Origin of the sequence: Streptomyces sp. NPDC006739 (genome assembly GCF_042869815.1) — a bacterium.
In the GTDB taxonomy this organism is placed as follows: Bacteria; Actinomycetota; Actinomycetes; order Streptomycetales; family Streptomycetaceae; genus Streptomyces.
Genome location: NZ_JBIAGM010000002.1, coordinates 325,047 through 348,508 on the forward strand (window position 1 = coordinate 325,047; position 23,462 = coordinate 348,508).

Genomic DNA, 23,462 nt, shown 5'->3' on the forward strand with positions numbered 1-23,462 from the left:
CGGCCGAGTTGAAGCCCGGGCATACACGAGGGGCGCACCCGCAGCGGGTGCGCCCCTCGCACGCTGCCGGTGCGAAGGCCCCTCAGCCCGCCAGGCAGGACGGCCCGAGCAGCACCTTCAGGTCGCCGAAGAGGGCCGGGTCGGGCTTGACCCGGTGCCGGTCGAGGCGCAGCACCGTCGTCTTGCGCGGCCCCTGCAGCTTGATGCGGACCTCGCTCTCGCCCTTGTGGTGGCTGAGGATCTCGCCGAGGCGGCTGACCATCGGCGGGGTGACCCGGGTGGCCGGGATGGTGAGGATCACGGGCGCGTTGGTCCCCGCGTTCGACAGGTCGGGGACCTGCAGCTCCATGGCCACGAGCCGGGGGATGTCCTCGCGCTTGTCGAGACGGCCCTTGACGAACACCACCGCGTCCTCGACCAGTTGGGTCGACACCAGCTGGTAGGTCGCCGGGAAGAACATGCACTCGATGGAGCCCGCGAGGTCCTCCACGGTGGCGATGGCCCAGGCGTTGCCCTGCTTGGTCATCTTGCGCTGCAGACCCGAGATGATGCCGCCGATGGTGACGACCGCGCCGTCCGCGTGCTCACCTCCGGTGAGCTGGGCGATGCCCGCGTCGGCCTTGTCGGACAGCACGTGCTCCAGGCCGAAGAGCGGGTGGTCGGAGACGTACAGACCGAGCATCTCCCGCTCCTGGGCCAGCAGATAGGCCTTGTCCCACTCCTCGGTGGTGAACTCCACGTCCAGTCCGAAGCCGGGCTCGCTGCTCTCCTCCTCGCCCATCCCGCCGAAGAGGTCGAACTGGCCCTCGGCCTCCTTGCGCTTGACCGCGACCACGTTGTCGATCATCGGCTCGAACTGGGCGGTGAGGCCCTTGCGGGTGTGTCCCAGGGTGTCGAAGGCGCCCGCCTTGATCAGGGATTCCGTGGTGCGCTTGTTGCAGGCGACCGCCTCGACCTTGTCGAGGTAGTCGGGGAAGGAGGCGTACTTCCCCTTCGCCTTGCGGCTCTTGATGATCGACTCGACCACGTTCGTGCCGACGTTGCGCACGGCTTCGAGGCCGAACAGGATCACGTCGTCACCCTGCGCGGCGAAGTTGTGCACCGACTCGTTGACGTTGGGCGGGAGCACCTTGATGCCCATGCGCCGGCACTCGTTGAGGTAGACCGCCGACTTGTCCTTGTCGTCCTTGACGGACGTGAGGAGCGCGGCCATGTACTCGGCGGGGTGGTTCGCCTTGAGGTAGGCCGTCCAGTACGACACCAGGCCGTACGCGGCCGAGTGCGCCTTGTTGAAGGCGTAGCCGGCGAACGGGACCAGCACGTCCCACAGGGCCTGGATGGCCTCGTCGCTGTAGCCGTTCTTCTGGGCGCCGGCCTGGAAGATGGTGAAGTTCTTCGCCAGTTCGTCGGGCTTCTTCTTGCCCATCACGCGGCGCAGGATGTCGGCCTCGCCGAGCGAGTAGCCCGCGATGATCTGGGCGGCCTTCTGCACCTGCTCCTGGTAGACGATCAGGCCGTAGGTGACCGCGAGGACCTCTTCGAGGGGCTCCTCCAGCTCCTTGTGGATCGGCGTGATCTCCTGGAGCTTGTTCTTGCGCAGCGCGTAGTTGGTGTGCGAGTCCATGCCCATCGGGCCGGGACGGTAGAGCGCGGAGACGGCGGAGATGTCCTCGAAGTTGTCGGGCTTCATCAGGCGCAGCAGCGAGCGCATGGGGCCGCCGTCGAACTGGAAGACGCCGAGGGTGTCGCCGCGCTGGAGCAGTTCGAAGGTCGTGGGGTCGTCCAGCGGCAGCGACAGCAGGTCGATGTCGATGCCCTTGTTGGACTTCACCATCTTGACGGCGTCGTCCATGATCGTCAGGTTGCGCAGGCCGAGGAAGTCCATCTTCAGCAGGCCGAGCGACTCGCAGCTCGGGTAGTCCCACTGGGTGATGGTCACACCGTCGGTGTGCCTGACCCAGACCGGGACGTGCTCGGTGATGGTCTCGCTGGACATGATCACGCCGGCCGCGTGCACACCCATCTGCCGGACCAGGCCCTCGACGCCCTTGGCGGTGTCGATGACCTTCTTCACGTCCGGCTCGTTCTCGTACATCGCGCGGATCTCGCCCGCCTCGCTGTAGCGCGGGTGCGAGGGGTCGGTGATGCCGTTGAGGTCGATGCCCTTGCCCAGGACGTCGGCGGGCATGGCCTTGGTGAGGCGGTCTCCCATGGCGTACGGGTAGCCGAGCACGCGCGCGGAGTCCTTGATGGCGTTCTTCGCCTTGATCTTGCCGTAGGTGCCGATCATGGCGACCTTGTCGGAGCCGTACTTCTCCGTCACGTACCTGATGACCTCGACGCGCCGGCGCTCGTCGAAGTCGATGTCGACGTCGGGCATGGAGACGCGTTCGGGGTTGAGGAACCGCTCGAAGATCAGGCCGTGCGGGATCGGGTCGAGGTCGGTGATGCCCATGGCGTAGGCGACGATCGAGCCGGCCGCGGAGCCTCGGCCGGGGCCGACCGCGATGCCGTTGTTCTTCGCCCACATGATGAAGTCGGCGACGACGAGGAAGTAGCCCGGGAACCCCATCTGGATGATGACGTCCATCTCGTACTCGACCTGCTTCTGGCGGTCCTCGGGGATGCCGCCCGGGAAGCGGCGCTCCATGCCGCGGCGGACCTCCTCCTTGAACCAGGTCACCTCGGTGTAGCCCTCGGGGATGTCGAACTTCGGCATGAGGTTCTTCGCCTCGAACATGCCGGTGGTGTCGATCTGCTCGGCGACCAGGAGGGTGTTGCGGCAGCCCTCCTGCCAGGCGTCCGAGGAGTCGATGGCGTACATCTCGTCCGTGGACTTGAGGTAGTAGCCGGTGCCGTCGAACTTGAAGCGGTCGGGGTCCGAGAGGTTCTTGCCGGTCTGGATGCACAGCAGCGCGTCGTGGGCGCCCGCCTCGTGGGCGTACGTGTAGTGCGAGTCGTTCGTCACCAGCGGGGGGATGCCGAGCTTGCGGCCGATGTCGAGGAGGCCGTCGCGGACCCGGTGCTCGATGTCGATGCCGTGGTCCATCAGCTCCAGGAAGTAGCGGTCCTTGCCGAAGATGTCCTGGTACTCGGCGGCCGACTTCAGGGCCTCGTCGTACTGGCCGAGGCGCAGCCGGGTCTGCAACTCGCCGGAGGGGCAGCCGGTGGAGGCGATCAGGCCCTCGGACCACTGGGAGATGGTCTCCTTGTCCATCCGGGGCCACTTCTGCAGCCAGCCCTCGGCGTACGCGTCCGAGGAGAGGCGGAAGAGGTTGTGCAGGCCGGTCGCGTTCGCCGCCCAGATCGTCTTGTGCGTGTAACCACCCGAACCGGACACGTCGTCCCGCTTCTGGTGCGGCTGGCCCCACTGGATCTTGCGCTTGTTGCGCCGGGACTCCGGGGCGACATACGCCTCGATGCCGATGATCGGGGTGACCCCGGCCTTCTTCGCGGAGTGGAAGAAGTCGTACGCCCCGTGGAGGTTTCCGTGGTCGGACATGGCGATGTGCGTCATGCCCATTTCGTTGCAGGCGTTGAACATGTCCTTCAGCCGCGCGGCACCGTCCAGCAGCGAGTACTGGGTGTGGACGTGCAGGTGCGTGAAGGGCGGCTTCGACACGGCGTGGCCTCCATGGAAAACACTCGGCGACGGGCTGGCGGACAGTCCTGGGGTCAGCGTCGAAGTCTATGCCTCGGGACTGACACCCGGACGGCTCGGCCGCGTACCTTCACTGCGAGAGTCGCGGGCACTTCCGTGACCGCTCACCCGTTGGAGACGACGCACACGCCGTCGTACACATCCATGCCGTCGAACACATCCCCGCACCAGGAGGCACCCAGCGATGTCGGTCCCCCAGCTCAACGACGAGCAGCGCGGCGAGGAGATCCTCGCCGTCTTCGACACCGCCTTCGGCCGGCTCCTGGCCGCCGACCCGGCCGCGTTCCGGGTGAAGTTCCGCAAGATGGCGGCCTCGGCCTTCGCGTTCTACCGGGGCACGGCGGCGCTCTTCTACCACGACCTGACCGCGAACACGGATTTCGGCTCCCGGCGGGGCGGCCCGTACCTGGACGAGCGCACCTCGCGCGTGTGGATCCACGGCGACCTGCACGCCGAGAACTTCGGCACGTACATGGACTCCAACGGCCGTCTGGTCTTCAACGTCAACGACTTCGACGAGGCGTACGTCGGCCCCTTCACCTGGGACCTGAAGCGCTTCGCCGCCTCCGTCGCCCTCATCGGGTACGCGAAGGCGCTCGGTGACGACCAGATCACCGAGCTGGTGACGGTCTACGCGGCGGCCTACCGCGAGCGGGTGCACGCGCTCGCGACCGGCGCCAAGAGCGACGAGGTGCCGCCGTTCACCCTGGACACCGCGCAGGGCCCGCTGCTGGACGCGCTGCGTGACGCGCGCTCGCTGACCCGCTTCGGACTGCTGGAGTCGATGACCGAGATCCGCGACTTCGAGCGCCGCTTCGCGCCGGGCGGCGGCTCGATCGAGCTGGACGCGGCCACCCGCTACAAGGTGCTGGCGGCCTTCGACGGCTACCTGGAGACGCTGCCTGACGCCTCCCTGGCCCGCCCGGACTCCTACCGGGTCAAGGACGTGGTGGGGCGGCGCGGCATCGGCATCGGCTCGGCCGGGCTGCCGTCGTACAACATCCTCCTGGAGGGGCACAGCGACGCCCTGGAGAACGACGTCGTGATCTACATCAAGCAGGCCCAGACCCCGGCCGTCTCCCGGCACGTCACCGACCCCGCGATCAGCGGCTACTTCCAGCACGAGGGCCACCGCACGGTGATCTCCCAGCGCGCCCTGCAGGCGCACGCCGACCCGTGGCTGGGCTGGACCGAGCTGGACGGCGCGGGCCAGCTGGTCGCCGAGGTGTCGCCGTACGCGGTCGACCTGGACTGGGACGACATCGACGACCCGGAGGAGATCGCGGCCGTCGTCGCGGACCTCGGCCGGGCCACGGCCACGATGCACGCGGCGGCGGACGACCAGTCCGGCGAGTCCCTGGTGCCGTTCTCCACGGAGCGGGCGATCGACGCGGCGATCGCGGCCGACGAGGAGGGCTTCGCGGACCTGCTGACCGACTTCGCGCACGGCTACGGCGCACGCGCGCGTGCCGACCACCAGATCTTCGTCGACCTGTTCCGCAACGGGCGGATCCCCGGCCTGTGACCGACCGGCCGCTCGAAGGGACCTTTTAGGGGTCCCTTACAGCGGCCCATGACACACTCTCCACGCTATGGACATATCCGGGACCCAGCTCAGAGCCGTACGCGCGGCACTGTTCACGGCACTGGTCGTGACGCTCAGCACCGCGTCGCACGTCCTGCTGTCCCGGGTCGCGCTGCCGGCGAACACGGTGGCCGTGGTCGCCCTCGCCGTGTTCGGGCTGGCGTACGCGCTGGCGGGCCGCGAGCGCGGCTTCGGCCGGATCGCCGCCCTGCTGGTGCCGCTGGAGCTGGCCGCGGACACCGTCTTCACCACCGGCCAGCACGTCTGCTACGGCCGCGCGGGCGGCCCCGTCGCCGGCCCGCTGCGCTCGGTCGGCTGGGACGTGCTGTGCGGCGGCGGGAACCCGGTCGGCACCCCGCTGACGCGGGTGACGGCCACCGGCACCGACCGGCTGGCCGCCCTGCTCGCGCACGCCGGCCCGGCGACCGCCTGGCTGCTGCTCGCCGCGCACGTCGCCGTCGGCCTGCTCGCCGCCGCCTGGCTGCGGCGCGGCGAGCGCGCGCTGACCCAGCTGGTCCGCGCGGTGGCCGCCACCACCTTCCGGCCGCTGCTGCTGGCGGCCGCCGCGGTGGCCGTCCGGCCGGCCGCGGCGGTCCGGCGGGTACGGCACACCGGCCGCCTCGCGGCCCCCGCGCTCGAGCGGATCCTCGTGCACTCCCTGGGACGGCGTGGACCGCCGTATCCGGTCGCGTTCGCCTGAAGCACGGCTGAGTACGACCCAGTCCCCCACCCGTATCCCGCGTACGACCTGTGCGCGTCCCCCAGGGAGAACACCAGCATGAGCAAGCGGAACAGCCAGACGGCGAAGACGGCGGCCCGGGAGCGGCTGCGCGAGGAGCGCGAGCGGCAGGCCAGGCGGGCCAAGGCCAAGCGGCAGGCCATCGTGGCCGGCTCGGTCGTGGCCGTGCTGGCGGCGGCCGGCGGCATAGGTTACGCCGTCGTCCAGGCCAACAAGCCCGCCTACTGGGCGGGCCTGAAGGACGCCAAGGTCGTCGCCCCCGCCAACACCACCGGCGCCAAGGGCACCACCGTCGTCATCGGCAAGAGCACCGCCAAGAAGACCCTGAAGGTCTACGAGGACCCGCGCTGCCCGATCTGCGCCTCGTTCGAGCAGACCGTCGGCGCGACGGTGAAGAAGGACGTCGACGACGGCAAGTACAAGATCCAGTACATCGGTGGCACGTTCATCGACAACAAGGACAACGGGCAGGGCTCCAAGAACGCGCTGAGCGCGCTGGGCGCCGCGCTGAACGTCAGCCCGGAGGCGTTCCTGGAGTACAAGAGCGCGCTGTACTCGACGACGTGGCACCCGGACGAGACGACCGACAAGTTCAAGGACGACGCCTACCTCATCAAGGTCGCCGACACCGTTCCCGCGCTGAAGAACAACACCCAGTTCCAGAACGCGGTGAAGAAGGGCACCTACGACGCCTGGGCCATGGCCATGTCGGCGACCTTCGACAACAACAAGGACGGCGTCTCCGGCACGCCGAGCTTCGTGATGAACGGCAAGCTGCTCACCACCAACGGCCAGCCCACCGGCAACCCGCCCATGTCGGTTGCGGACTTCAACCGCCTGGTGGACGCGGCCCTGAAGGCCTAGGCCCTGGCTGACAGGACCCAGCCGGGCACAGCCACGGCATGAAGGGCGGGCGAACTTACGGAGTTCGCCCGCCCTTCCTTCGTACCGATCAGTAACCTGATCGGTCGTGACCAGTCGATACAGATCATCCGAGGCCTTCGAGGGCGCCAACTCCCTCTCGCCCCGCCGCCGTACGGTCGTCAAGGCCGCGGCGGCCACCGCTGTTCTGGCCGGCCCGCTCGCCGCCGCCCTGCCCGCCCGGGCCGCCGCCGACGTGCCCGCCTTCCTGCACGGCGTCGCCTCCGGCGATCCGCTGCCCGACGGCGTCCTGCTGTGGACCCGGGTGACGCCCACGGCCGAGGCGACGCCCGGCTCCGGGCTCGGCCCGGACACCGAGGTGAGCTGGGTCGTCGCCAGGGACAAGGCGCTGACGAACGTCGTCGCCAAGGGGTCGGTGACGGCGAGTGCCGCCTCCGACCACACCGTCAAGGCCGACATCCGCGGCCTGGACCCGGCCACCGACTACTGGTTCCGCTTCTCGGCCGGTGCGGCCGAGTCCCCGGTGGCGCGCACCCGCACCGCGCCGGCGGCGGACGCGAGCGTGGCGGGCCTGCGCTTCGGCGTGGTGACCTGCGCCAACTGGGAGGCCGGTTACTTCGCCGCCTACCGGCACCTCGCCGCCCGCAACGACCTGGACGCCTGGCTGCACCTCGGCGACTACATCTACGAGTACAAGAGCGGCGAGTACGCGGCCCGGGGCACGGTGGTCCGTCCGCACGAGCCGGCGAACGAGATCATCACCCTCGCCGACTACCGCACCCGGCACGGCAGGTACAAGACCGACCCCGACCTGCAGGCCCTGCATCTGAAGGCACCGGTCGTGGCGATCTGGGACGACCACGAGTTCGCCGACAACGCCTGGTCGGGCGGCGCGGTCAACCACACCGAGGGCGCCGAGGGCACCTGGACCGACCGCAAGGCGGCCGCCAAGCAGGCCTACTTCGAGTGGATGCCGGTCCGTCCCGCGATCGCCGGCACCACCTACCGCCGGCTGCGCTTCGGCAAGCTCGCCGACCTCTCCCTGCTGGACCTGCGCTCCTTCCGCTCCCAGCAGTCCTCCTCCGGCAGCGGCTCGGTCGACGACCCGAACCGTACGATCACCGGGCGCGCCCAACTCGACTGGCTCAAGGCCGGGTTGACGGCGTCCGACACCAAGTGGCGGCTGGTCGGCAACTCGGTGATGATCGCGCCGTTCGTCATCGGCTCGCTCTCCGCCGACCTGCTCAAGCCGCTCGCCAAGCTGCTCAGCCTGCCCCAGGAGGGACTCGCCCTCAACACCGACCAGTGGGACGGCTACACCCACGACCGCCGCGAACTGCTCGACCACCTGCACACGAACGCCATCGGCAACACCGTCTTCCTGACGGGTGACATCCACATGTCGTGGGCCAACGACGTGCCGGTGGACGCCGGCACCTACCCGCTGTCGGCCTCGGCCGCCACCGAGTTCGTGATCACCTCGGTGACCTCCGACAACCTCGACGACATCGTGAAGGTCCCCGAGGGCACGGTCTCCGCGGTGGCCGCCCCGATCATCAGGGCCGCCAACCGGCATGTGCACTGGGTCGACACCGACCGCCACGGCTACGGCGTCCTCGACCTCACCGCCGAGCGCGCGCAGATGGACTACTACGTCCTGTCCGACCGCACCGACGCGAACGCGGCCTCGTCCTGGGAGCGCTCGTACCGCACCCGCAGCGGCACACAGAAGGTGGAACGCACCTACGACCCGGTGTAGCCGTGACCTACAGGCTCTCCAGGAAGCCGAGCGCCACCCGCCAGGTGGCCTCGGCGGCCTCCTCGTCGTAGTCGGGCAGGCCGGGGTCGGTGTAGAGGTGTCCGGCCCCGGCGTACCGGTACACCTCCACGTCCGCGCCCGCCCGGCCCATCTGCAGGTACCAGGCGCTCAGCCAGTCGTCCGTCTCGAACGGGTCCGGCTCGGCCACGTGCAGCTGCACCGGCAGCTCGTCCACCCGCGCGGTCGCGGCGATGTCCGACGTACCGTGCAGGAGCAGCAGTCCGCGGGCCTTCTCGTCGCCGAGCGCCAGGGTCTGCGCGACGGAGGCGCCCAGCGAGAACCCGGCGTACACCAGCCCCCGCCCCGAGTAGGGCGCCGCGGCCAGCACGGCCCGCTTGAGCAGTTCGTCCTTGCCGATGCCCTCGTGGAAGGCCATGCCCTCCTCGACCGTGTCGAACGTGCGTCCCTCGAAGAGGTCCGGCGTCCCCACCTCGTGCCCGGCGGCGCGCAGCCGGTCCGCGGCCTGGCGCACCGCGGGCCTGAGGCCGTAGGCCGAGTGAAAGAGCATGATGTTCATGAGGCCATGGTGCCAGCCGGGGAAGAGGGGCCGCGCGGCGCCCGTACCCAGGAAGCGGCGGAAGTCACATGTTCATCCGCCCCGCCCTCCGGTTAGGAGCGCAGGCATGGAGAACGTGCTCCGACCCCTACTGGTGCTCGGCAGCTCCGTCCTGCTCACCCTGGCCATCGGCTGGGCCACGGACCGACTGCTGCGCAAGGCCGACGACCGACAGCGCGACACACCGCTGTGGGGGCAGCTGCGCCGCGCGCGCATCCCCTACCAGCTCGTGCTGTGCGCCGCCCTGCTCAGAGGCTCCTACGACCAGGCCGGGCTGCTGCAGGGGCACCAGGCGGGGATCGGCCGGACGCTGACGCTGGTGCTGATCGGGTCGGCCGCCTGGCTGGTCATCCGGATCGCGGCGGCGGTCGTCGAGACGACCTACAGCCGGTACGCGCGCGTGCACCGCGACGCGGCGCGGGTGCGCCGGGTGCGGACCCAGGTCGAGCTGATCATGCGGGTGGTCTCCGCGGTCGTCATCGTGGTGGCGATCGCCTCGATGCTGCTGACGTTCCCGGAGATGCGCGCGGCCGGTGCCTCGCTGCTGGCCTCGGCCGGCATCCTGGGCATCGTCGCCGGTGTCGCCGCCCAGTCCACCCTGGCGAACATGTTCGCGGGGCTGCAGATCGCCTTCGGCGACATGGTGCGCATAGGCGACACGGTGGTCGTGGACGGCGAGTGGGGAACGGTCGAGGAGATCACCCTGACCTTCCTGACCGTGCGGACCTGGGACGAGCGCCGGATCACCATGCCGGTGTCGTACTTCACCTCCAACCCGTTCGAGAACTGGTCGCGAGGCACTCCGCAGATGACGGGCATCGTCTACTGGCACCTCGACCACGGGGCGCCGATCGAGGCCATGCGCGAGAAGCTGCGCGACATCCTGCGCCAGTGTCCGGCCTGGGACGGCCGCGCCTACGGGCTGCAGGTGACGGACACCAGCCCGAACACCATCCAGGTGCGGGCCCTGGTGACCGCCAAGGACTCGGACGACATATGGACGGTACGGGTCACGGTCCGGGAGAAGATGATCACCTGGCTGTCGGCGGAGCACCCCTACGCGCTCCCCCGGGTCAACACCTCGGACGCGGTGCTCCCGCCGACCCGCGTCCCGTCCCCCGACGGGGCCGCGCTCCGCAACGCCTACGAGTTCCCCCGCACCGGCCGGGGCTGACGCCGGCGGTCAGCGCAGGCTGCGCACATCGAGGTGGCGCAGCACCCGGTCCACGATCTCCGGGTCGGCGCCGGGCTCGCTGCGCGCCGCCAGCACCTCGTGCCGGGCGGCGCTCAGCATCTCCCCCTGGATCCGCCGTACCCGCCTCAGCCGCCGCACCCGCTGCTCATGGGCCTCGCGCCGCTCCTCCTCCCCGATGTCCGGACTGATCCGCACGCCGATCTCGAAGGCGCGGCGCAGCATCAGCTCGGACAGGTCCTCGGGCAGATCCTCGACGTCCTCGATCTCCCGGAGCCGGCGCTTGGCCGCCTTCGCCGCCCGCACGGCCAGCTGTTTCTCGAATTCCTTCTCCCGCTCGGAGTCGGCCCGCACCCCGAGCCGCTTCACCAGCCAGGGCAGCGTCAGCCCCTGGAGCACCAGCGTCACGATGATCACCCCGAAGGCGATGAAGACGATCTCGTCCCGGTCGGGGAAGGGGGAGCCGTCGTCGGTCCTGAGCGGGATGGCGAGCGCCAGCGCCACCGAGGCCACCCCGCGCATCCCGGACCACCACATCACGATGGTCTCCCGCCAGCCGGTCGGGATCTCCTCGTCGTAGTCCCGGTTGGCGTGCAGCCGTTTGGTCAGCCAGGTCGCCGGCAGCAGGTACAGCAGCCGTACCAGCACCACCACGCCCACGATCGCCGCCGCCCAGCCGAGCAGTTCGCCCCATCGCCCGGACGCCGTGCGGATCGCGTTGTGCAGCTCCAGACCGATCAGCCCGAAGGCGACCCCGGTGACGAGGGTGTCGATGATGTCCCAGAAGGTGTGCCCGGCCAGCCGGGTCAGCACGTCGTCGGCGCCGATGGCGTACTCGGCGAGGAACAGCGCGGTGGTCAGCACGGCCAGCACCCCCGAGCCGTGCAGCTCCTCGGCGAGCACGTAGGAGGCGTACGGCACCAGGAGGGTCAGGCCGATCTGCAGGGTCGCGTCGCCCAGCAGGTCCAGCAGCTTGTTGGCGCCCCAGCCCAGCGCCAGCCCCACCGCGACCGCGACCACGGCCGACAGGACGAGGTCGAGCCCGGCGCGCCAGGGCGAGAAGGCGCCGCTGACGACGGCGGCGATCGCCACGTGGTAGAGCACGATGGCCGTCACGTCGTTGAACAGCCCCTCGCCCTCCAGGATCGACACCAGCCGGCGCGGCAGCCCGAGCTGTCCGGCGACGGCGGTCGCGGCGACCGGGTCGGGCGGGGCCACCAGCGCGCCCAGCGCGACGGCGCCGGCGATCGGCAGTCCGGGCACGATCGCCGAGGCGACGGCGGCCACGCACACCGTGGTGATGAACACCAGGGCGACGGCGAGCAGGAAGATCGGCCGTTTGTTGGCCGTGAACTGCCGCCAGGAGGTGCGGCGTACGGCGGCGTACAGCAGCGGTGGCAGCAGCGCGGGCAGGATCAGCTCGGGTGGGATGTCCACGTTCGGTACGAAATCGGCCACCGCGAGCGCTATCCCGAGGAGGGTCATCAGCACCGGCGCGGGAAGCCCGAGCCGGTCTCCGACCGGGACGCTCACCAAGGCCCCGAGGAGCAGCACGAACAACAGGGCCAACTGGTCCACGGCCCACGCTCCCGGGAGTCGACGATCACACCGCAGGCCTCAAGCCTGCCATGCCGTGCCGGCCACCGGCCCGGGCGGGGGCGCGGCTACCTCATAGGGCGCGGCGCATCGCCCGGTGCGAGATCCCGGCGTCCGCGAACTCCGGGCCGTAGGCCGCGTACCCGAGCCGCTCGTAGAAGCCCAGGGCGTGGGTCTGCGCGTGCAGGTCCACGGCCGTGAGTCCACGCGCGCGTGCGGCCTCCTCGACGGCCCGCACGAGGGCCACGCCGACACCGAGACCGCGCGCCTCCTGGGTCACCGCGAGCCGCCCCAGGGAGCCGACGGACGCGTCACCGCCGGTCTTGTCGGCGGCCGCCTCGCCGTACAGCAGACGGCCGGTGCCGAGTGCCACCCCGTCCTCCCGGACGGCCAGCAGGTGCACGGCCACGGCGTCGTACGCGTCGTACTCGATGTCCTGCGGGACGCCCTGCTCGACGACGAACACCCGCTTGCGCACGGCGAAGCAGGCCTCGCGGTCGGCGGGGTCCTCGGCGACGCGCACGCGGTAGGCCGCGCTCACCCGTAGGTCTCCTCGCGGACCTGGTCGAGCGCCAGCTGGAGGTCCTCGGGGTAGTCGCACTCGAACTCGGCCCACCGGCCGTCCCCCGGGTGCTCGAAGCCGAGCCGCACGGCGTGCAGCCACTGCCGAGTCAGGCGCAGCCGCTTGGCGAGGGTGGGGTCGGCGCCGTAGGTGAGGTCGCCGACGCAGGGGTGGCGGTGGGCGGCCATGTGGACGCGGATCTGGTGGGTGCGGCCGGTCTCCAGCTTCACGTCGAGCAGGGAGGCGGCGCGGAAGGCCTCGATGAGGTCGTAGTGGGTCACGGAGGGCTTGCCGTCGGCCGTGACCGCCCACTTGTAGTCGTGCTGGGGGTGGCGGCCGATGGGGGCGTCGATCGTGCCGCTCGTCGGGTCGGGGTGGCCCTGCACGAGGGTGTGGTAGCGCTTGTCGACCGTGCGCTCCTTGAACTGGCGCTTGAGCGACGTGTACGCGTACTCCGACTTGGCCACCACCATCAGGCCGGACGTGCCCACGTCCAGGCGGTGCACGATGCCCTGGCGCTCGGCGGCGCCGGAGGTGGAGATCCGGTACCCGGCGGCGGCGAGACCGCCGATGACTGTCGGGCCGGTCCAGCCGGGGCTGGGGTGGGCGGCGACGCCGACCGGCTTGACGATCACCACCACGTCGTCGTCGTCGTGCACGATCTCCATGCCCTCGACCGGCTCGGCGACCACCTGCACCGGCGCGGGCGCCTGCGGCATCTCGACCTCCAGCCAGGCGCCGCCGCTCACCCGCTCGGACTTGCCGACCACCGCGCCGTCGACCTGGACCTTGCCCGCGGCGGCCAGCTCCGCCGCCTTGGTACGGGAGAAGCCGAACATCCGGGAGATGGCGGCGTCGACGCGCTCGCCCTCCAGACCGTCGGGCACGGGCAGGGTACGGATCTCGGGAATCGTGCTCACCCGACGAGTATGCCGGACGGGTCCGACAACGCCGTACGCCAGTGCGTGCGCTCAGTCCTTGTGGACCGTGCCGTCCGGGTCCAGACCGCGGAAGGACAGCAGCACGATCAGGATGCCGCCGCACACGATCGCGGAGTCGGCCAGGTTGAACACCGCGAAGCCCTTGGGAGCGATGAAGTCGACGACCTCGCCCTCGAAGACGCCCGGGGCCCGGAAGATCCGGTCGGTGAGGTTGCCGAGCGCGCCGCCGAGCAGCAGGCCGAGGGCGATCGCCCAGGGCAGGCTGTAGAGCTTGCGGGCCAGGCGGATGATCACGACGATCACGGCCGCCGCGATGAGCGTGAAGATGACCGTGAAGGCCGCGCCGAAGCCGAAGGCGGCGCCCGGGTTGCGGATGGCGTGGAACTCCAGCCAGTCCCCGACCACCTTGATCGGTTCGCGGTGCTCCAGCTTCCTGACCACGATGATCTTGCTGATCAGGTCGAGGGCGTAGGCGAACGCGGCCACCGCGAACAGCACGACCACCCGGCGCCCGCGGCCGGGCCGCCGGGCCGGGGCCTGCCCCTGCGTATCGGACGCGCCCGGGGCCCGGTCGGCCGCCGTCCGCTCGCCGCTGTCGTCCGGGGTGCCCGGCGTACCGATGATGCGCTCCGCCTCTGCCACTTGAGTCCCTCAACCTAGATGCCTGACCGAGGACGAGACTACGGTACGGCCCGGGCGGCCCACTCGCTCAGTAGCGGCGTTCCTGCTTCTGCTTGCACTCCACGCACAGGGTGGCCCTGGGGAAGGCCTGCATCCGGGCCTTGCCGATGGGGTTGCCGCAGTTCTCGCACAGGCCGTAGGTGCCCGCGTCCAACCGCTGCAGGGCGCGCTCGGTCTGGATCAGCATCTCGCGCGCGTTGGCGGCCAGCGCCAGTTCGTGCTCGCGCGTGATGTTCTTGGTGCCGGTGTCCGCCTGGTCGTCGCCCGCGCCGTCTCCCGAGTCCCGCATCAGGCCGGCCAGGGACTCCTCGGAGGCGGTGATCTCGGCCTGCAGCCGGGCCGTCTCGGACATCAGCTCGGTGCGCGCCTCCGCGACCTCCGCCGGGGTCCAGGGGTCCTCGCCCGGGCGTACCGCCAGTTCGCCGGGTGCCGCCGCGGTGCCCCGCGCCTTGGGTACGGCGGTCTGCTCCGCCGCGGCCGTGTCAGGAGTCTTCTTCACCACCACTGTCGTGGCTCCCGTCTGCTTCGCGGCCCGCGCCGCGCCCGCTTTCTTGGCCGTGCTCTTCTCCGCCGCCCCCTTGGAGGTGCCCTTCCCGGAAACGCTCTGCCCCGAGACGCCCTCGCCCACACCGCCCCCCGCCACGGCACCCACCTTCCCGACGGCCTCGCCGACGTCCGCTCCCGCGAAGACCGCGGCCTGTTCACCACCCGCCTTCGCGTCGCCCGCCTTCGCGTCGCCCGCCTTCTCGCCGGCCGGTCTCTTCGCACGGCCGGCCGCCTTCTTCTCGGTCGGCTTCCTGACTGCCCTCTTCCCGCCCGCCTCCGCCACCGGCGCCGCCGCCTCGGGCGAGGTATCCCCGCCGCTCACCGCGGCAGCCGCCGTCACGTCGACGGCCCTCCCGGCGACCGCCTTCTTCGCAGCCGGCTTCCTGGCCGAAGCCTTCTTCCCGCCCGCCTTCTTCCCGCCCGTCTTCGTCACGGCCGTCTTCGTCACGGCCGTCTTCGTCACGGCCGTCGCCCCGGAGGGCTGCGTCCCGCCCGCGCCCTCCCCGCCCGCGCCCTCCCCGGCGGCCGGGCTCCTCGCGGTCGCCTTCCCGGCGTCCGCCGCGGACACCGCCGCCTTCTTCGCGGCGGGCTTCCTGGCCGCCGGCTTCTCGGCGGCGGTCTTCCCTTCGCGGCCGCCGTCCCGACCACCGCCCGTTTCCCGGACGCGGCTCCTCCTGCCGGTCACCACAGCCGTCTCCGCAGCCGCCCGTCCGCCACTCCCCTCCCCCCGGACCGCCGGCTTCGGCGAACGCGCGGAAGCCGCCCCGGTCCCGGCCGACGCGGTCTTCTTTCCGCCGACCCCCTGGGCGGACCGGCCGGACGCCGGCTGCTGTACGGCGGTCTTCTTCGCCACCATGGCCGCGGCCCCTTCACATATTGTGATTTTGCAGGCGAATCGTGCTGGGACGATAAATCGACTTGAGTCCCGCGGCAACGGGGCACGCCGCCCGATCCGCCCGCCCCGCGACCCCCGCGCAGCAAGCCTGCATGCGTTGTGCCCAGCAACCCGCCGGGTAATCCGCCGGTGCGGACATCCCAGGATGCGAACAGGCGTACCTCGCCATTCGGGTCATCCCGGCCCGTGAGCCGCCCGAGCCGCCGGCGCCTGGAAAACCGGTCGGCCGCTGTCGGCGGGGCGCCGTACACTGGGCGGAGCGAGAAGCGTGGATGGGGACGAGTAGCGGCGTACGCAGCCCAGAGCGACCCGGGGACGGTGTGAGCCCGGGGGCGAGCGCGACGTGAAGATCACCCCGGAGCCGCCGGAAGAAAGCCGCAGCGCCGAGCAGTGGCCGCTAGACCCGGCATCGCGACCCCAATGAGGGGGCTTCCCGGTGCGTACGGCACACCGGAGAGCCAAGGAGGGTGGTACCGCGGGAGCGCGCCGCACACGGCGTCCGGAAGTCATCCGGCTCTCGTCCCTCCGACGGAAGGCAGCAAGTCCGTTGGAGGAAGCCCGCAGATGACAGCGCCGACGTACCGCCAGGTGCCCGCCCAGGTCGACCTGCCCGCGCTCGAGCACGCCGTGCTCGACTTCTGGCGCGAGCAGAAGATCTTCGCCAAGACCCTGGAGCAGTCCGAGGGCCGCCCCGAATGGGTGTTCTACGAGGGCCCGCCCACCGCCAACGGCATGCCCGGCGCCCACCACATCGAGGCGCGCGTCTTCAAGGACGTCTTCCCCCGCTTCCGCACCATGCGCGGCTACCACGTGGCCCGCAAGGCCGGCTGGGACTGCCACGGCCTCCCGGTGGAGCTGGCGGTCGAGAAGGAGCTGGGCTTCTCCGGCAAGCAGGACATCGAGAAGTACGGCATCGCCGAGTTCAACGCCAAGTGCCGCGAGTCGGTGACCCGCCACACCGACGCCTTCGAGGCGCTCACGACCCGCATGGGGTACTGGACCGACCTCAACGACCCCTACCGCACCATGGACCCCGCCTACATCGAGTCCGTGTGGTGGTCGCTCAAGGAGATCTTCGGCAAGGGCCTGCTGGTCCAGGACCACCGCGTCGCCCCCTGGTGCCCCCGCTGCGGCACCGGCCTGTCCGACCACGAGCTGGCACAGGGCTACGAGACGGTCGTCGACCCCTCCGTGTACGTCCGTTTCCCGCTCACCTCCGGTCCGCTCGCGGGCCGGGCCGCGCTCCTGGTGTGGACGACGACCCCCTGGACCCTGGTCTCCAACACCGCCGTCGCCGCCCACCCCGAGGTCACCTACGTCGTCGCCACCGACGGTGAGGAGCAGCTCGTCGTCGCCGAGCCGCTCGTCGCCAAGGCGCTCGGCGAGGGCTGGGAGACCACGGGGCAGACCTTCACCGGCGCCGAGATGGAGCGCTGGACCTATCAACGTCCGTTCGAGCTGGTGGAGTTCCCAGCACCCGCCCACTACGTGGTGAACGCCGGATACGTCACGACCGAGGACGGTACGGGTCTGGTCCACCAGTCCCCCGCCTTCGGCGAGGACGACCTGAGGGTCTGCCGCGCCTACGGCCTGCCGGTCGTGAACCCGGTCCGCCCCGACGGCACCTTCGAGGAGGGTCTCCCGCTGGTCGGCGGCGTCTTCTTCAAGAAGGCGGACGAACAGCTCACCGCGGACCTCCAGCAGCGCGGCCGGCTCTTCAAGCACCTGCCCTACGAGCACAGCTACCCGCACTGCTGGCGCTGCCACACCGCGCTCCTGTACTACGCGCAGCCCTCCTGGTACATCCGCACCACGGCCGTCAAGGACCGCCTCATCCAGGAGAACGAGAAGACCAACTGGTTCCCGGAGTCCGTCAAGCACGGCCGCTTCGGCGACTGGCTGAACAACAACATCGACTGGGCGCTGTCCCGCAACCGCTACTGGGGCACCCCGCTGCCGATCTGGCGCTGCGAGGACGAGCACCTGACCTGCGTCGGCTCACGCGCCGAGCTGACCGAGCTGACCGGCACCGACCAGTCGGAGCTGGACCCGCACCGCCCGTACATCGACGAGGTCACCTTCGCCTGCCCGCACGACGGCTGCGCGAAGACGGCCACGCGTGTACCTGAGGTCATCGACGCCTGGTACGACTCGGGTTCGATGCCGTTCGCGCAGTGGGGCTACCCGCACCGGAACAAGGAACTGTTCGAGAGCCGGTACCCGGCGCAGTTCATCTCCGAGGCGATCGACCAGACGCGCGGGTGGTTCTACACGCTGATGGCGGTCGGCACCCTGGTCTTCGACAAGTCGTCGTACGAGAACGTCGTCTGCCTCGGCCACATCCTCGCCGAGGACGGCCGCAAGATGTCCAAGCACCTGGGCAACACCCTGGATCCGATCCCGCTGATGGACCGGCACGGCGCGGACGCGGTCCGCTGGTTCATGGCGGCCGGCGGCTCCCCCTGGGCGGCCCGCCGCGTGGGTCACGGCACCATCCAGGAGGTCGTCCGCAAGACGCTGCTGACGTACTGGAACACGGTCGCCTTCCAGGCGCTGTACGCCCGTACGTCGAACTGGGCGCCCGGCCCCGGGGACCCGGCCCCGGCCGAGCGTCCGCTGATCGACCGCTGGCTGCTGTCGGAGCTGCACGCGCTCACCGACCAGGTGACCCAGGCCCTGGAGGCGTACGACACCCAGCGCGCCGGCAAGCTGCTGTCCGCGTTCGTCGACGACCTGTCCAACTGGTACGTCCGCCGCTCGCGGCGCCGCTTCTGGCAGGGCGACAAGGCCGCGCTGCGCACCCTGCACGAGGTCGTCGAGACGGTCACGAAGCTGATGGCACCGCTCACGCCGTTCATCACCGAGCGGGTCTGGCAGGACCTGGTCGTGCCGGTCACCCCGGGCGCCCCGGAGTCGGTGCACCTGGCGTCCTGGCCCGAGGCGGACCTCTCGGCGATCGACCCGGAGCTGTCGAAGCAGATGGTCCTGGTGCGCCGCCTGGTGGAGCTGGGCCGGGCCACGCGCGCGGAGTCGGGCGTCAAGACCCGCCAGCCGCTGCAGCGGGCCCTGATCGCCGCCGCCGGCTTCGAGGCCCTCGACCCCGAGCTGCACACGCAGATCACGGAGGAGCTGAACGTCTCCTCGCTGGCCTCGCTGTCCGAGGTGGGCGGTTCCCTGGTCGACACCACGGCCAAGGCCAACTTCCGCGCGCTGGGCAAGCGGTTCGGCAAGCGGGTGCAGGACGTGGCCAAGGCCGTCGCCGCGGCCGACGCCGCCGCTCTGTCCCTGGCGCTGCGCGAGGGCACGGCGTCGGTGGAGGTCGACGGCGAGACGGTCACGCTGGCACCGGACGAGGTGATCATCACGGAGACCCCGCGCGAGGGCTGGTCGGTGGCCTCCGACTCGGGGGCCACGGTCGCCCTCGACCTGGAGATCACCGAGGAGCTGCGGCAGGCCGGTCTGGCCCGGGACGCGATCCGGCTGATCCAGGAGGCCCGCAAGAACAGCGGTCTGGACGTCGCCGACCGGATCGCGCTGCGGTGGCGGTCGACCGATCCGGCGGTCGCCGCCGCGCTGGGCGAGCACACCGGTCTGATCGCCGAGGAGGTCCTGGCGACCGACTTCGGCCAGGGCGAGGCGGACGACTCCTTCGGCGAGCCGTTCACCGACGACGGCCTGTCGCTCACGTTCCGCCTGCGGAAGGTGTGACCCTCGCCGTCGGCGACCCGGGGACGCGGGGGCCGGTCGCGCACACGCGGCGCCGGCCGCATGGCGATACGGCCCCCGCGCCCCGCACCCCGCACCCCGCACCCCTGCGGATGGGCACGGTTTCCGTGGGAGGACGTCAACACGCGTAAAAAGGGCGGGGCCCCGGATCGGATCCGGGGCCCCGCCCTTTTTGAACGCTGCCGACGCCTACGGCGTACTACTCACCGTGCCGCGGCCGTCAGTTGTCGTCCTCGTCGATCAGGAACCCGCGCATCGGCGAGGGAGCCTGACCCATCGGCGAGGGGCCCTGGGGACGGACCGGAGCCATGGGCTGGGTCATCGCCGGGGTCATCTGCTGCTGGCCGCCGTACGACGGAGCGGAGGGCGCCGGGCCGCCGCCCATCGTCTGGTTGCCGCCGTAGGACGGGGCACTCGCGCCGGCCGGGGCCATGGAAGGCGCCGGGGACGGCGGGAGGGAGGCGGTGGCCGGGGTGCGCGGCGGAGCCAGCGAGTCGTCGGCCTGGGTCTCCAGCTGGCGCAGCTGCGACTCCAGGTACGACTTCAGACGCGTGCGGTACTCGCGTTCGAAGCCGCGCAGGTCCTCGACCTTGCGCTCCAGCGTGGCGCGCGCGGACTCCAGGGAGCCCATGGCGACGCGGTGCTTCTCCTGCGCGTCCCGCTCCAGCGCGTCGGCCTTGGCACGGGCGTCACGCTCCAGACCCTCGGCACGGCTGCGGGCCTCGCCGACGATCTTGTTGGCCTCGGAGCGGGCCTCGGCGATCGCCTGGTCGGCGGTCTGCTGGGCCAGCGAGAGGACTCGGGCGGCGCTGTCGCCACCGGGGCCCTGACCGGGGCCGCCCATCGGACCGCCCATGGGGCCGCCCATCGGACCGCCCATCTGCTGCTGCATGGGGTTCTGGCCCATCGGACCCTGACCCATGGGGTTCTGGCCCATCGGACCCTGACCCATCGGACCCTGGCCCATCGGACCCTGGCCCATGGGGTTCTGGCCCATCGGACCCTGACCCATCGGACCCTGGCCCTGCGGACCACCCTGACCACCGGGACCGGCGGGCAGCTGCGGGGCACCGCTCGGCAGCTGGGGCGGACCACCCATGGGGCCACCCATCTGCTGCTGCGGCGGGCCCGATATCCCGGCGGGTACCGGAGCGCCGGGACCTCGCATGCCCTGCTGCGGCATACCGCCCTGCTGTTGGTCCTGCTCCGGAGGTTTGCGCATGTTCTGCTGGTTCTGGGCAGCGGCGCGCGTGGCCGCGGCCAGCTTGGCGCGCAGGTCCTCGTTCTCGCGGAGCAGACGGGTCAGTTCGGCTTCGACCTCGTCGAGGAAGGCATCGACCTCGTCCTCGTCATAGCCTTCTCGGAGGCGGACGGTCGTGAACTGCTTGTTCCGCACGTCCTCGGGGGTCAACGGCATCTCTTCACCTCAACGTAGTCGTCGGCATTCGGCAAGACCGTATCTCTCACATCGCTCACATCACGTTCTGCACGATCGTGATCAGGATGTAGACGATGATCATCAGTACGAAGAAGGACAGGTCGAGCGCCACGCCCCCGAGACGCAGCGGCGGAATGAACCGCCGCAGAAGCTTCAACGGTGGATCGGTGACAGTGTAGGTCGCCTCGAGAACGACCACCATCGCCTTGCCGGGTTGCCACGAGCGGGCGAACTGGAAGACGTAGTCCATGACCAACCGGAAGATGAGCACGATGAGGAACACCATCAGCGCGATGTAGATCACCTGCGCGAACACGCTCATGGCCTGCGTTTCCCTCTCCCCTGTTCCATGCTTCGTTCTCCGGTACTGCTACTGCGTCTCAGCTCTGGTTGAAGAACCCGCCCTCTGCGATGCGGGCCTTGTCCTCCGCCGTGACATCGACGTTAGCAGGCGACAACAGGAACACCTTCTGCGTCACCCGCTCGATGCTGCCGTGAAGACCAAACACCAAACCGGCCGCAAAGTCGACAAGTCGCTTCGCGTCTGTGTCGTCCATCTCAGTCAGATTCATGATCACCGGGGTGCCCTCACGGAAGTGTTCCCCGATGGTACGGGCCTCGTTGTAGGTCCGGGGGTGAAGCGTGGTGATCCGGTACGGCTCTCGTTCCGACACAACCTTGGGCATGATCACCGGCGCGTTCTTCTCCAGAGACTGACGTTCTTGTGTGATGGATGCCACGGGCGCGATCCGCGCCGGGCGTCCCGATTCCGCGGGCAGCGAAGCCGAATGGGAGACGGACTCGCGTGGCGCCGAAGGCTGTACCACTCGCACCGATTCGTCCCTGGGTGATGCTTGATGGGACTGATGCGAACCATGCGACTGGTGGGACGGTTCGTGCCGTCGATGATCCCGCTCCAGCTCCGGGTCGAGTTCGGGCTCGAAGTCGTCGTCGGGATCGAAACCGCGGCCGTCGTACCCATCGTCCTCCACGAGGCCGAGGTAGACCGCCATCTTGCGCATCGCGCCGGCCATGCTCTGAGTCCTCCGCTCTGTGGTGGATCGACTGACTGCCAAGTGCCCGCGATCCACGAGGTCGTTGCGCCCGTGTTCGACGGGCATTGACCATATTTTCTGCTGTGGTCCGACTTCTTGGCGACGTTACCCGAGCCTAGGGCGGACTCCGAGTACCGCAGTGCCGACGCGCACATGTGTCGCTCCGGCCGCCACGGCCTGTTCGAGGTCCGCGCTCATCCCTGCCGACACCATGTTCGCAGCCGGATGAGCGCGGCGCAGGTCGGTCGACAAATCCATGAGGCGCTCGAACGCCGCCTGTTGGCGCCCCGCGTACTCCCCGGCGAGCGGGGCGACGGTCATCAGCCCGTCGAGCCGCAGCCCCGGGGACCGGGCGACGAGGTCGGCCAACTCTTCGATTCCGTCCGGCGCGACGCCACCGCGCTCACCCTCCGCGGCCGTCCCCGCCGGCCCCTGGCCCGCGTCCAGCGCGACCTGGACGAGGCACCCCACCTCACGCCCGGCGCGCGCCGCCTCCCTGGACAGCGCGCCGACGAGCCGGGGGCGGTCGACGGACTGCACGACATCCGCGTAGGCCACCACCGAGCGCACCTTGTTGGTCTGCAGTTGACCGACGAAGTGCCAGGTGAGAGGCAGATCCGAGCATGCGGCGGCCTTCGGGGCGGCGTCCTGGTCGCGGTTCTCGGCGACCTGGCGCACCCCCAGTTCCGACAGGATCCGCACATCGCTCGCCGGGTAGGTCTTGGTGACCACGATCAGGGTCACCTCCTCCCGCTTGCGCCCGGCCGCCGCGCACGCGGCCACGATGCGCTCTTCCACTTTCGCCAAGTTTCTGGCGAGTTCATCCCTACGGTCCGTCATGTCCCATCAGTCCAGCCACACATAGCCCGCGAGCCGCCCGGTGGTGCGGTCCCGGCGGTAGGAGAAGTGGTCGCCCGACTCCAGCGTGCACACCGGCGACTGCTCCCGGTCGTGCACCCCGAGGCGCCCGAGCTGCGCGTGCACCCCGGCGCTCACGTCGACCGCCGGAGTGCCCCAGCTCGTCTCGGCGTGCGCCGCCGGCTCGACGGCGCCCACCTCGGCGCGCATCGCCTCCGGCACCTCGTAGCACCGGCCGCAGACGGCGGGGCCGGTGCGGGCGACGATCCGGGAGGGCTCGGCGCCGAGTTCGATCATGGCCCGTACGGCGGCGGGGACGACCCCGGCGACCAGTCCGGGCCGGCCCGCGTGGGCCGCTGCGGCGATCTGCGCGACCGGGTCGGCGAGCAGCACCGGCACGCAGTCGGCGGTGAGCACCGCCAGGGCGAGTCCCCGGCGGGCGGTGACGAGGGCGTCGACGGCCGGGACCGGCGCCGCCGGATCCCAGGGCCCGTCCACCACGGCGACGTCGGCCCCGTGCACCTGGTTCATCCAGACCACGTCCGCCGGGTCGAGGCCCAGCGACTTGGCGGCCAGTTCACGGTTGGTCCGCACGGCACCGGGGTCGTCGCCGACCGCTCCGCCGAGGTTCAGTTCCTCGTACGGAACGGCGCTCACCCCGCCCCACCGGTCGGTGAAGGCGAAATGCGCGCCGTTCACGATGTTGCGCTGTCCTATCACGTCAGGAGCA

The 23,462-nt window shown here is 70.6% G+C and carries 18 protein-coding genes; 6 read left to right on the plus strand and 12 right to left on the minus strand.

The genetic code is table 11. The features are described from left to right. Window positions 1-82 precede the first annotated feature (82 nt). Complete coding sequence (gene dnaE, locus ACFYMM_RS04905) at window positions 83-3,622, minus strand: DNA polymerase III subunit alpha (RefSeq protein WP_388383887.1); 3,540 nt, start codon at window positions 3,620-3,622, stop codon at window positions 83-85. 223 nt (window positions 3,623-3,845) lie between these two features. On the opposite strand from dnaE, the gene ACFYMM_RS04910 reads away from it, so the two are divergent. The 4 genes from ACFYMM_RS04910 (at window position 3,846) to ACFYMM_RS04925 (ending at window position 8,626) form a co-directional block, all read left to right on the plus strand. Next, entirely contained in the window at window positions 3,846-5,186 is a 1,341-nt protein-coding gene (locus ACFYMM_RS04910) for a DUF2252 domain-containing protein (RefSeq protein WP_388383888.1), read from the plus strand. Between the two features lie 67 nt (window positions 5,187-5,253). Further along, complete coding sequence (locus tag ACFYMM_RS04915; RefSeq protein WP_388383891.1) at window positions 5,254-5,946, plus strand: hypothetical protein; 693 nt, start codon at window positions 5,254-5,256, stop codon at window positions 5,944-5,946. 78 nt (window positions 5,947-6,024) lie between these two features. Continuing rightward, window positions 6,025-6,849, plus strand: a complete 825-nt coding sequence (locus ACFYMM_RS04920) for a thioredoxin domain-containing protein (RefSeq protein WP_388383893.1) — start codon at window positions 6,025-6,027, stop codon at window positions 6,847-6,849. A gap of 106 nt (window positions 6,850-6,955) precedes the next feature. Continuing rightward, entirely contained in the window at window positions 6,956-8,626 is a 1,671-nt protein-coding gene (locus ACFYMM_RS04925) for an alkaline phosphatase D family protein (protein WP_388383895.1), read from the plus strand. Between the two features lie 7 nt (window positions 8,627-8,633). Here the strand turns inward: ACFYMM_RS04925 and ACFYMM_RS04930 are convergent, their stop codons facing one another. Next, window positions 8,634-9,203, minus strand: a complete 570-nt coding sequence (locus ACFYMM_RS04930) for a dienelactone hydrolase family protein (RefSeq protein ID WP_388383897.1) — start codon at window positions 9,201-9,203, stop codon at window positions 8,634-8,636. A 106-nt stretch (window positions 9,204-9,309) separates the two neighbouring features. Here ACFYMM_RS04930 and ACFYMM_RS04935 point away from each other — a divergent pair, with 106 nt between their 5' ends. After that, entirely contained in the window at window positions 9,310-10,416 is a 1,107-nt protein-coding gene (locus tag ACFYMM_RS04935) for a mechanosensitive ion channel family protein (protein WP_388383899.1), read from the plus strand. 9 nt (window positions 10,417-10,425) lie between these two features. Here ACFYMM_RS04935 and ACFYMM_RS04940 read toward each other — a convergent pair whose 3' ends face one another. The 5 genes from ACFYMM_RS04940 to ACFYMM_RS04960 all read right to left on the minus strand — a co-directional run bounded on the left by ACFYMM_RS04940 (window position 10,426) and on the right by ACFYMM_RS04960 (window position 15,616). After that, entirely contained in the window at window positions 10,426-12,012 is a 1,587-nt protein-coding gene (locus tag ACFYMM_RS04940; RefSeq protein ID WP_388383902.1) for a Na+/H+ antiporter, read from the minus strand. Between the two features lie 91 nt (window positions 12,013-12,103). Next, window positions 12,104-12,571, minus strand: a complete 468-nt coding sequence (locus ACFYMM_RS04945) for a GNAT family N-acetyltransferase (RefSeq protein ID WP_388383903.1) — start codon at window positions 12,569-12,571, stop codon at window positions 12,104-12,106. Further along, window positions 12,568-13,512: an RluA family pseudouridine synthase gene (locus tag ACFYMM_RS04950; protein ID WP_388383905.1), complete on the minus strand. Its 945-nt coding sequence runs from the start codon at window positions 13,510-13,512 to the stop codon at window positions 12,568-12,570. The genes ACFYMM_RS04945 and ACFYMM_RS04950 overlap by 4 nt, the downstream gene beginning before the upstream one ends. Before the next feature lie 51 nt (window positions 13,513-13,563). Beyond that, entirely contained in the window at window positions 13,564-14,175 is a 612-nt protein-coding gene (gene lspA, locus ACFYMM_RS04955; RefSeq protein ID WP_388383907.1) for a signal peptidase II, read from the minus strand. 67 nt (window positions 14,176-14,242) lie between these two features. Next, complete coding sequence (locus ACFYMM_RS04960) at window positions 14,243-15,616, minus strand: TraR/DksA family transcriptional regulator (RefSeq protein ID WP_388383909.1); 1,374 nt, start codon at window positions 15,614-15,616, stop codon at window positions 14,243-14,245. A 603-nt stretch (window positions 15,617-16,219) separates the two neighbouring features. Here ACFYMM_RS04960 and ileS point away from each other — a divergent pair. Further along, complete coding sequence (ileS, locus tag ACFYMM_RS04965; RefSeq protein WP_388383911.1) at window positions 16,220-19,363, plus strand: isoleucine--tRNA ligase; 3,144 nt, start codon at window positions 16,220-16,222, stop codon at window positions 19,361-19,363. A 238-nt stretch (window positions 19,364-19,601) separates the two neighbouring features. On the opposite strand, the gene ACFYMM_RS04970 is transcribed toward ileS, so the two are convergent. From ACFYMM_RS04970 to pgeF, 5 genes are all read right to left on the minus strand, one after another. Next, window positions 19,602-20,798, minus strand: a complete 1,197-nt coding sequence (locus ACFYMM_RS04970; RefSeq protein WP_388383913.1) for a DivIVA domain-containing protein — start codon at window positions 20,796-20,798, stop codon at window positions 19,602-19,604. A 55-nt stretch (window positions 20,799-20,853) separates the two neighbouring features. Beyond that, window positions 20,854-21,141, minus strand: coding sequence for a YggT family protein (locus ACFYMM_RS04975; RefSeq protein ID WP_388383914.1), 288 nt, complete (start codon window positions 21,139-21,141; stop codon window positions 20,854-20,856). 58 nt (window positions 21,142-21,199) lie between these two features. Next, window positions 21,200-21,853 (minus strand): cell division protein SepF, encoded by a 654-nt coding sequence (locus ACFYMM_RS04980; RefSeq protein ID WP_388383916.1) that lies wholly within the window; start codon window positions 21,851-21,853, stop codon window positions 21,200-21,202. A 126-nt stretch (window positions 21,854-21,979) separates the two neighbouring features. Then, window positions 21,980-22,714: a YggS family pyridoxal phosphate-dependent enzyme gene (locus tag ACFYMM_RS04985; RefSeq protein ID WP_388383917.1), complete on the minus strand. Its 735-nt coding sequence runs from the start codon at window positions 22,712-22,714 to the stop codon at window positions 21,980-21,982. Window positions 22,715-22,720: 6 nt separating this feature from the next. Beyond that, window positions 22,721-23,452, minus strand: coding sequence for a peptidoglycan editing factor PgeF (gene pgeF, locus ACFYMM_RS04990; RefSeq protein WP_388383919.1), 732 nt, complete (start codon window positions 23,450-23,452; stop codon window positions 22,721-22,723). Window positions 23,453-23,462: the final 10 nt, after the last annotated feature.

What these genes read in the sequence shown, in the direction of transcription:
- ACFYMM_RS04910 (WP_388383888.1), top strand. Translation starts at nt 3,846, where the DNA reads ATGTCGGTCCCCCAGCTCAACGACGAGCAGCGCGGCGAGGAGATCCTC.
- ACFYMM_RS04915 (WP_388383891.1), top strand. Translation starts at nt 5,254, where the DNA reads ATGGACATATCCGGGACCCAGCTCAGAGCCGTACGCGCGGCACTGTTC.
- ACFYMM_RS04920 (WP_388383893.1), top strand. Translation starts at nt 6,025, where the DNA reads ATGAGCAAGCGGAACAGCCAGACGGCGAAGACGGCGGCCCGGGAGCGG.
- ACFYMM_RS04930 (WP_388383897.1), bottom strand. Translation starts at nt 9,203, where the DNA reads ATGAACATCATGCTCTTTCACTCGGCCTACGGCCTCAGGCCCGCGGTG.
- ACFYMM_RS04935 (WP_388383899.1), top strand. Translation starts at nt 9,310, where the DNA reads ATGGAGAACGTGCTCCGACCCCTACTGGTGCTCGGCAGCTCCGTCCTG.
- ACFYMM_RS04960 (WP_388383909.1), bottom strand. Translation starts at nt 15,616, where the DNA reads ATGGTGGCGAAGAAGACCGCCGTACAGCAGCCGGCGTCCGGCCGGTCC.
- ileS (WP_388383911.1), top strand. Translation starts at nt 16,220, where the DNA reads ATGACAGCGCCGACGTACCGCCAGGTGCCCGCCCAGGTCGACCTGCCC.
- ACFYMM_RS04970 (WP_388383913.1), bottom strand. Translation starts at nt 20,798, where the DNA reads ATGCCGTTGACCCCCGAGGACGTGCGGAACAAGCAGTTCACGACCGTC.
- ACFYMM_RS04975 (WP_388383914.1), bottom strand. Translation starts at nt 21,141, where the DNA reads ATGAGCGTGTTCGCGCAGGTGATCTACATCGCGCTGATGGTGTTCCTC.
- ACFYMM_RS04980 (WP_388383916.1), bottom strand. Translation starts at nt 21,853, where the DNA reads ATGGCCGGCGCGATGCGCAAGATGGCGGTCTACCTCGGCCTCGTGGAG.
- ACFYMM_RS04985 (WP_388383917.1), bottom strand. Translation starts at nt 22,714, where the DNA reads ATGACGGACCGTAGGGATGAACTCGCCAGAAACTTGGCGAAAGTGGAA.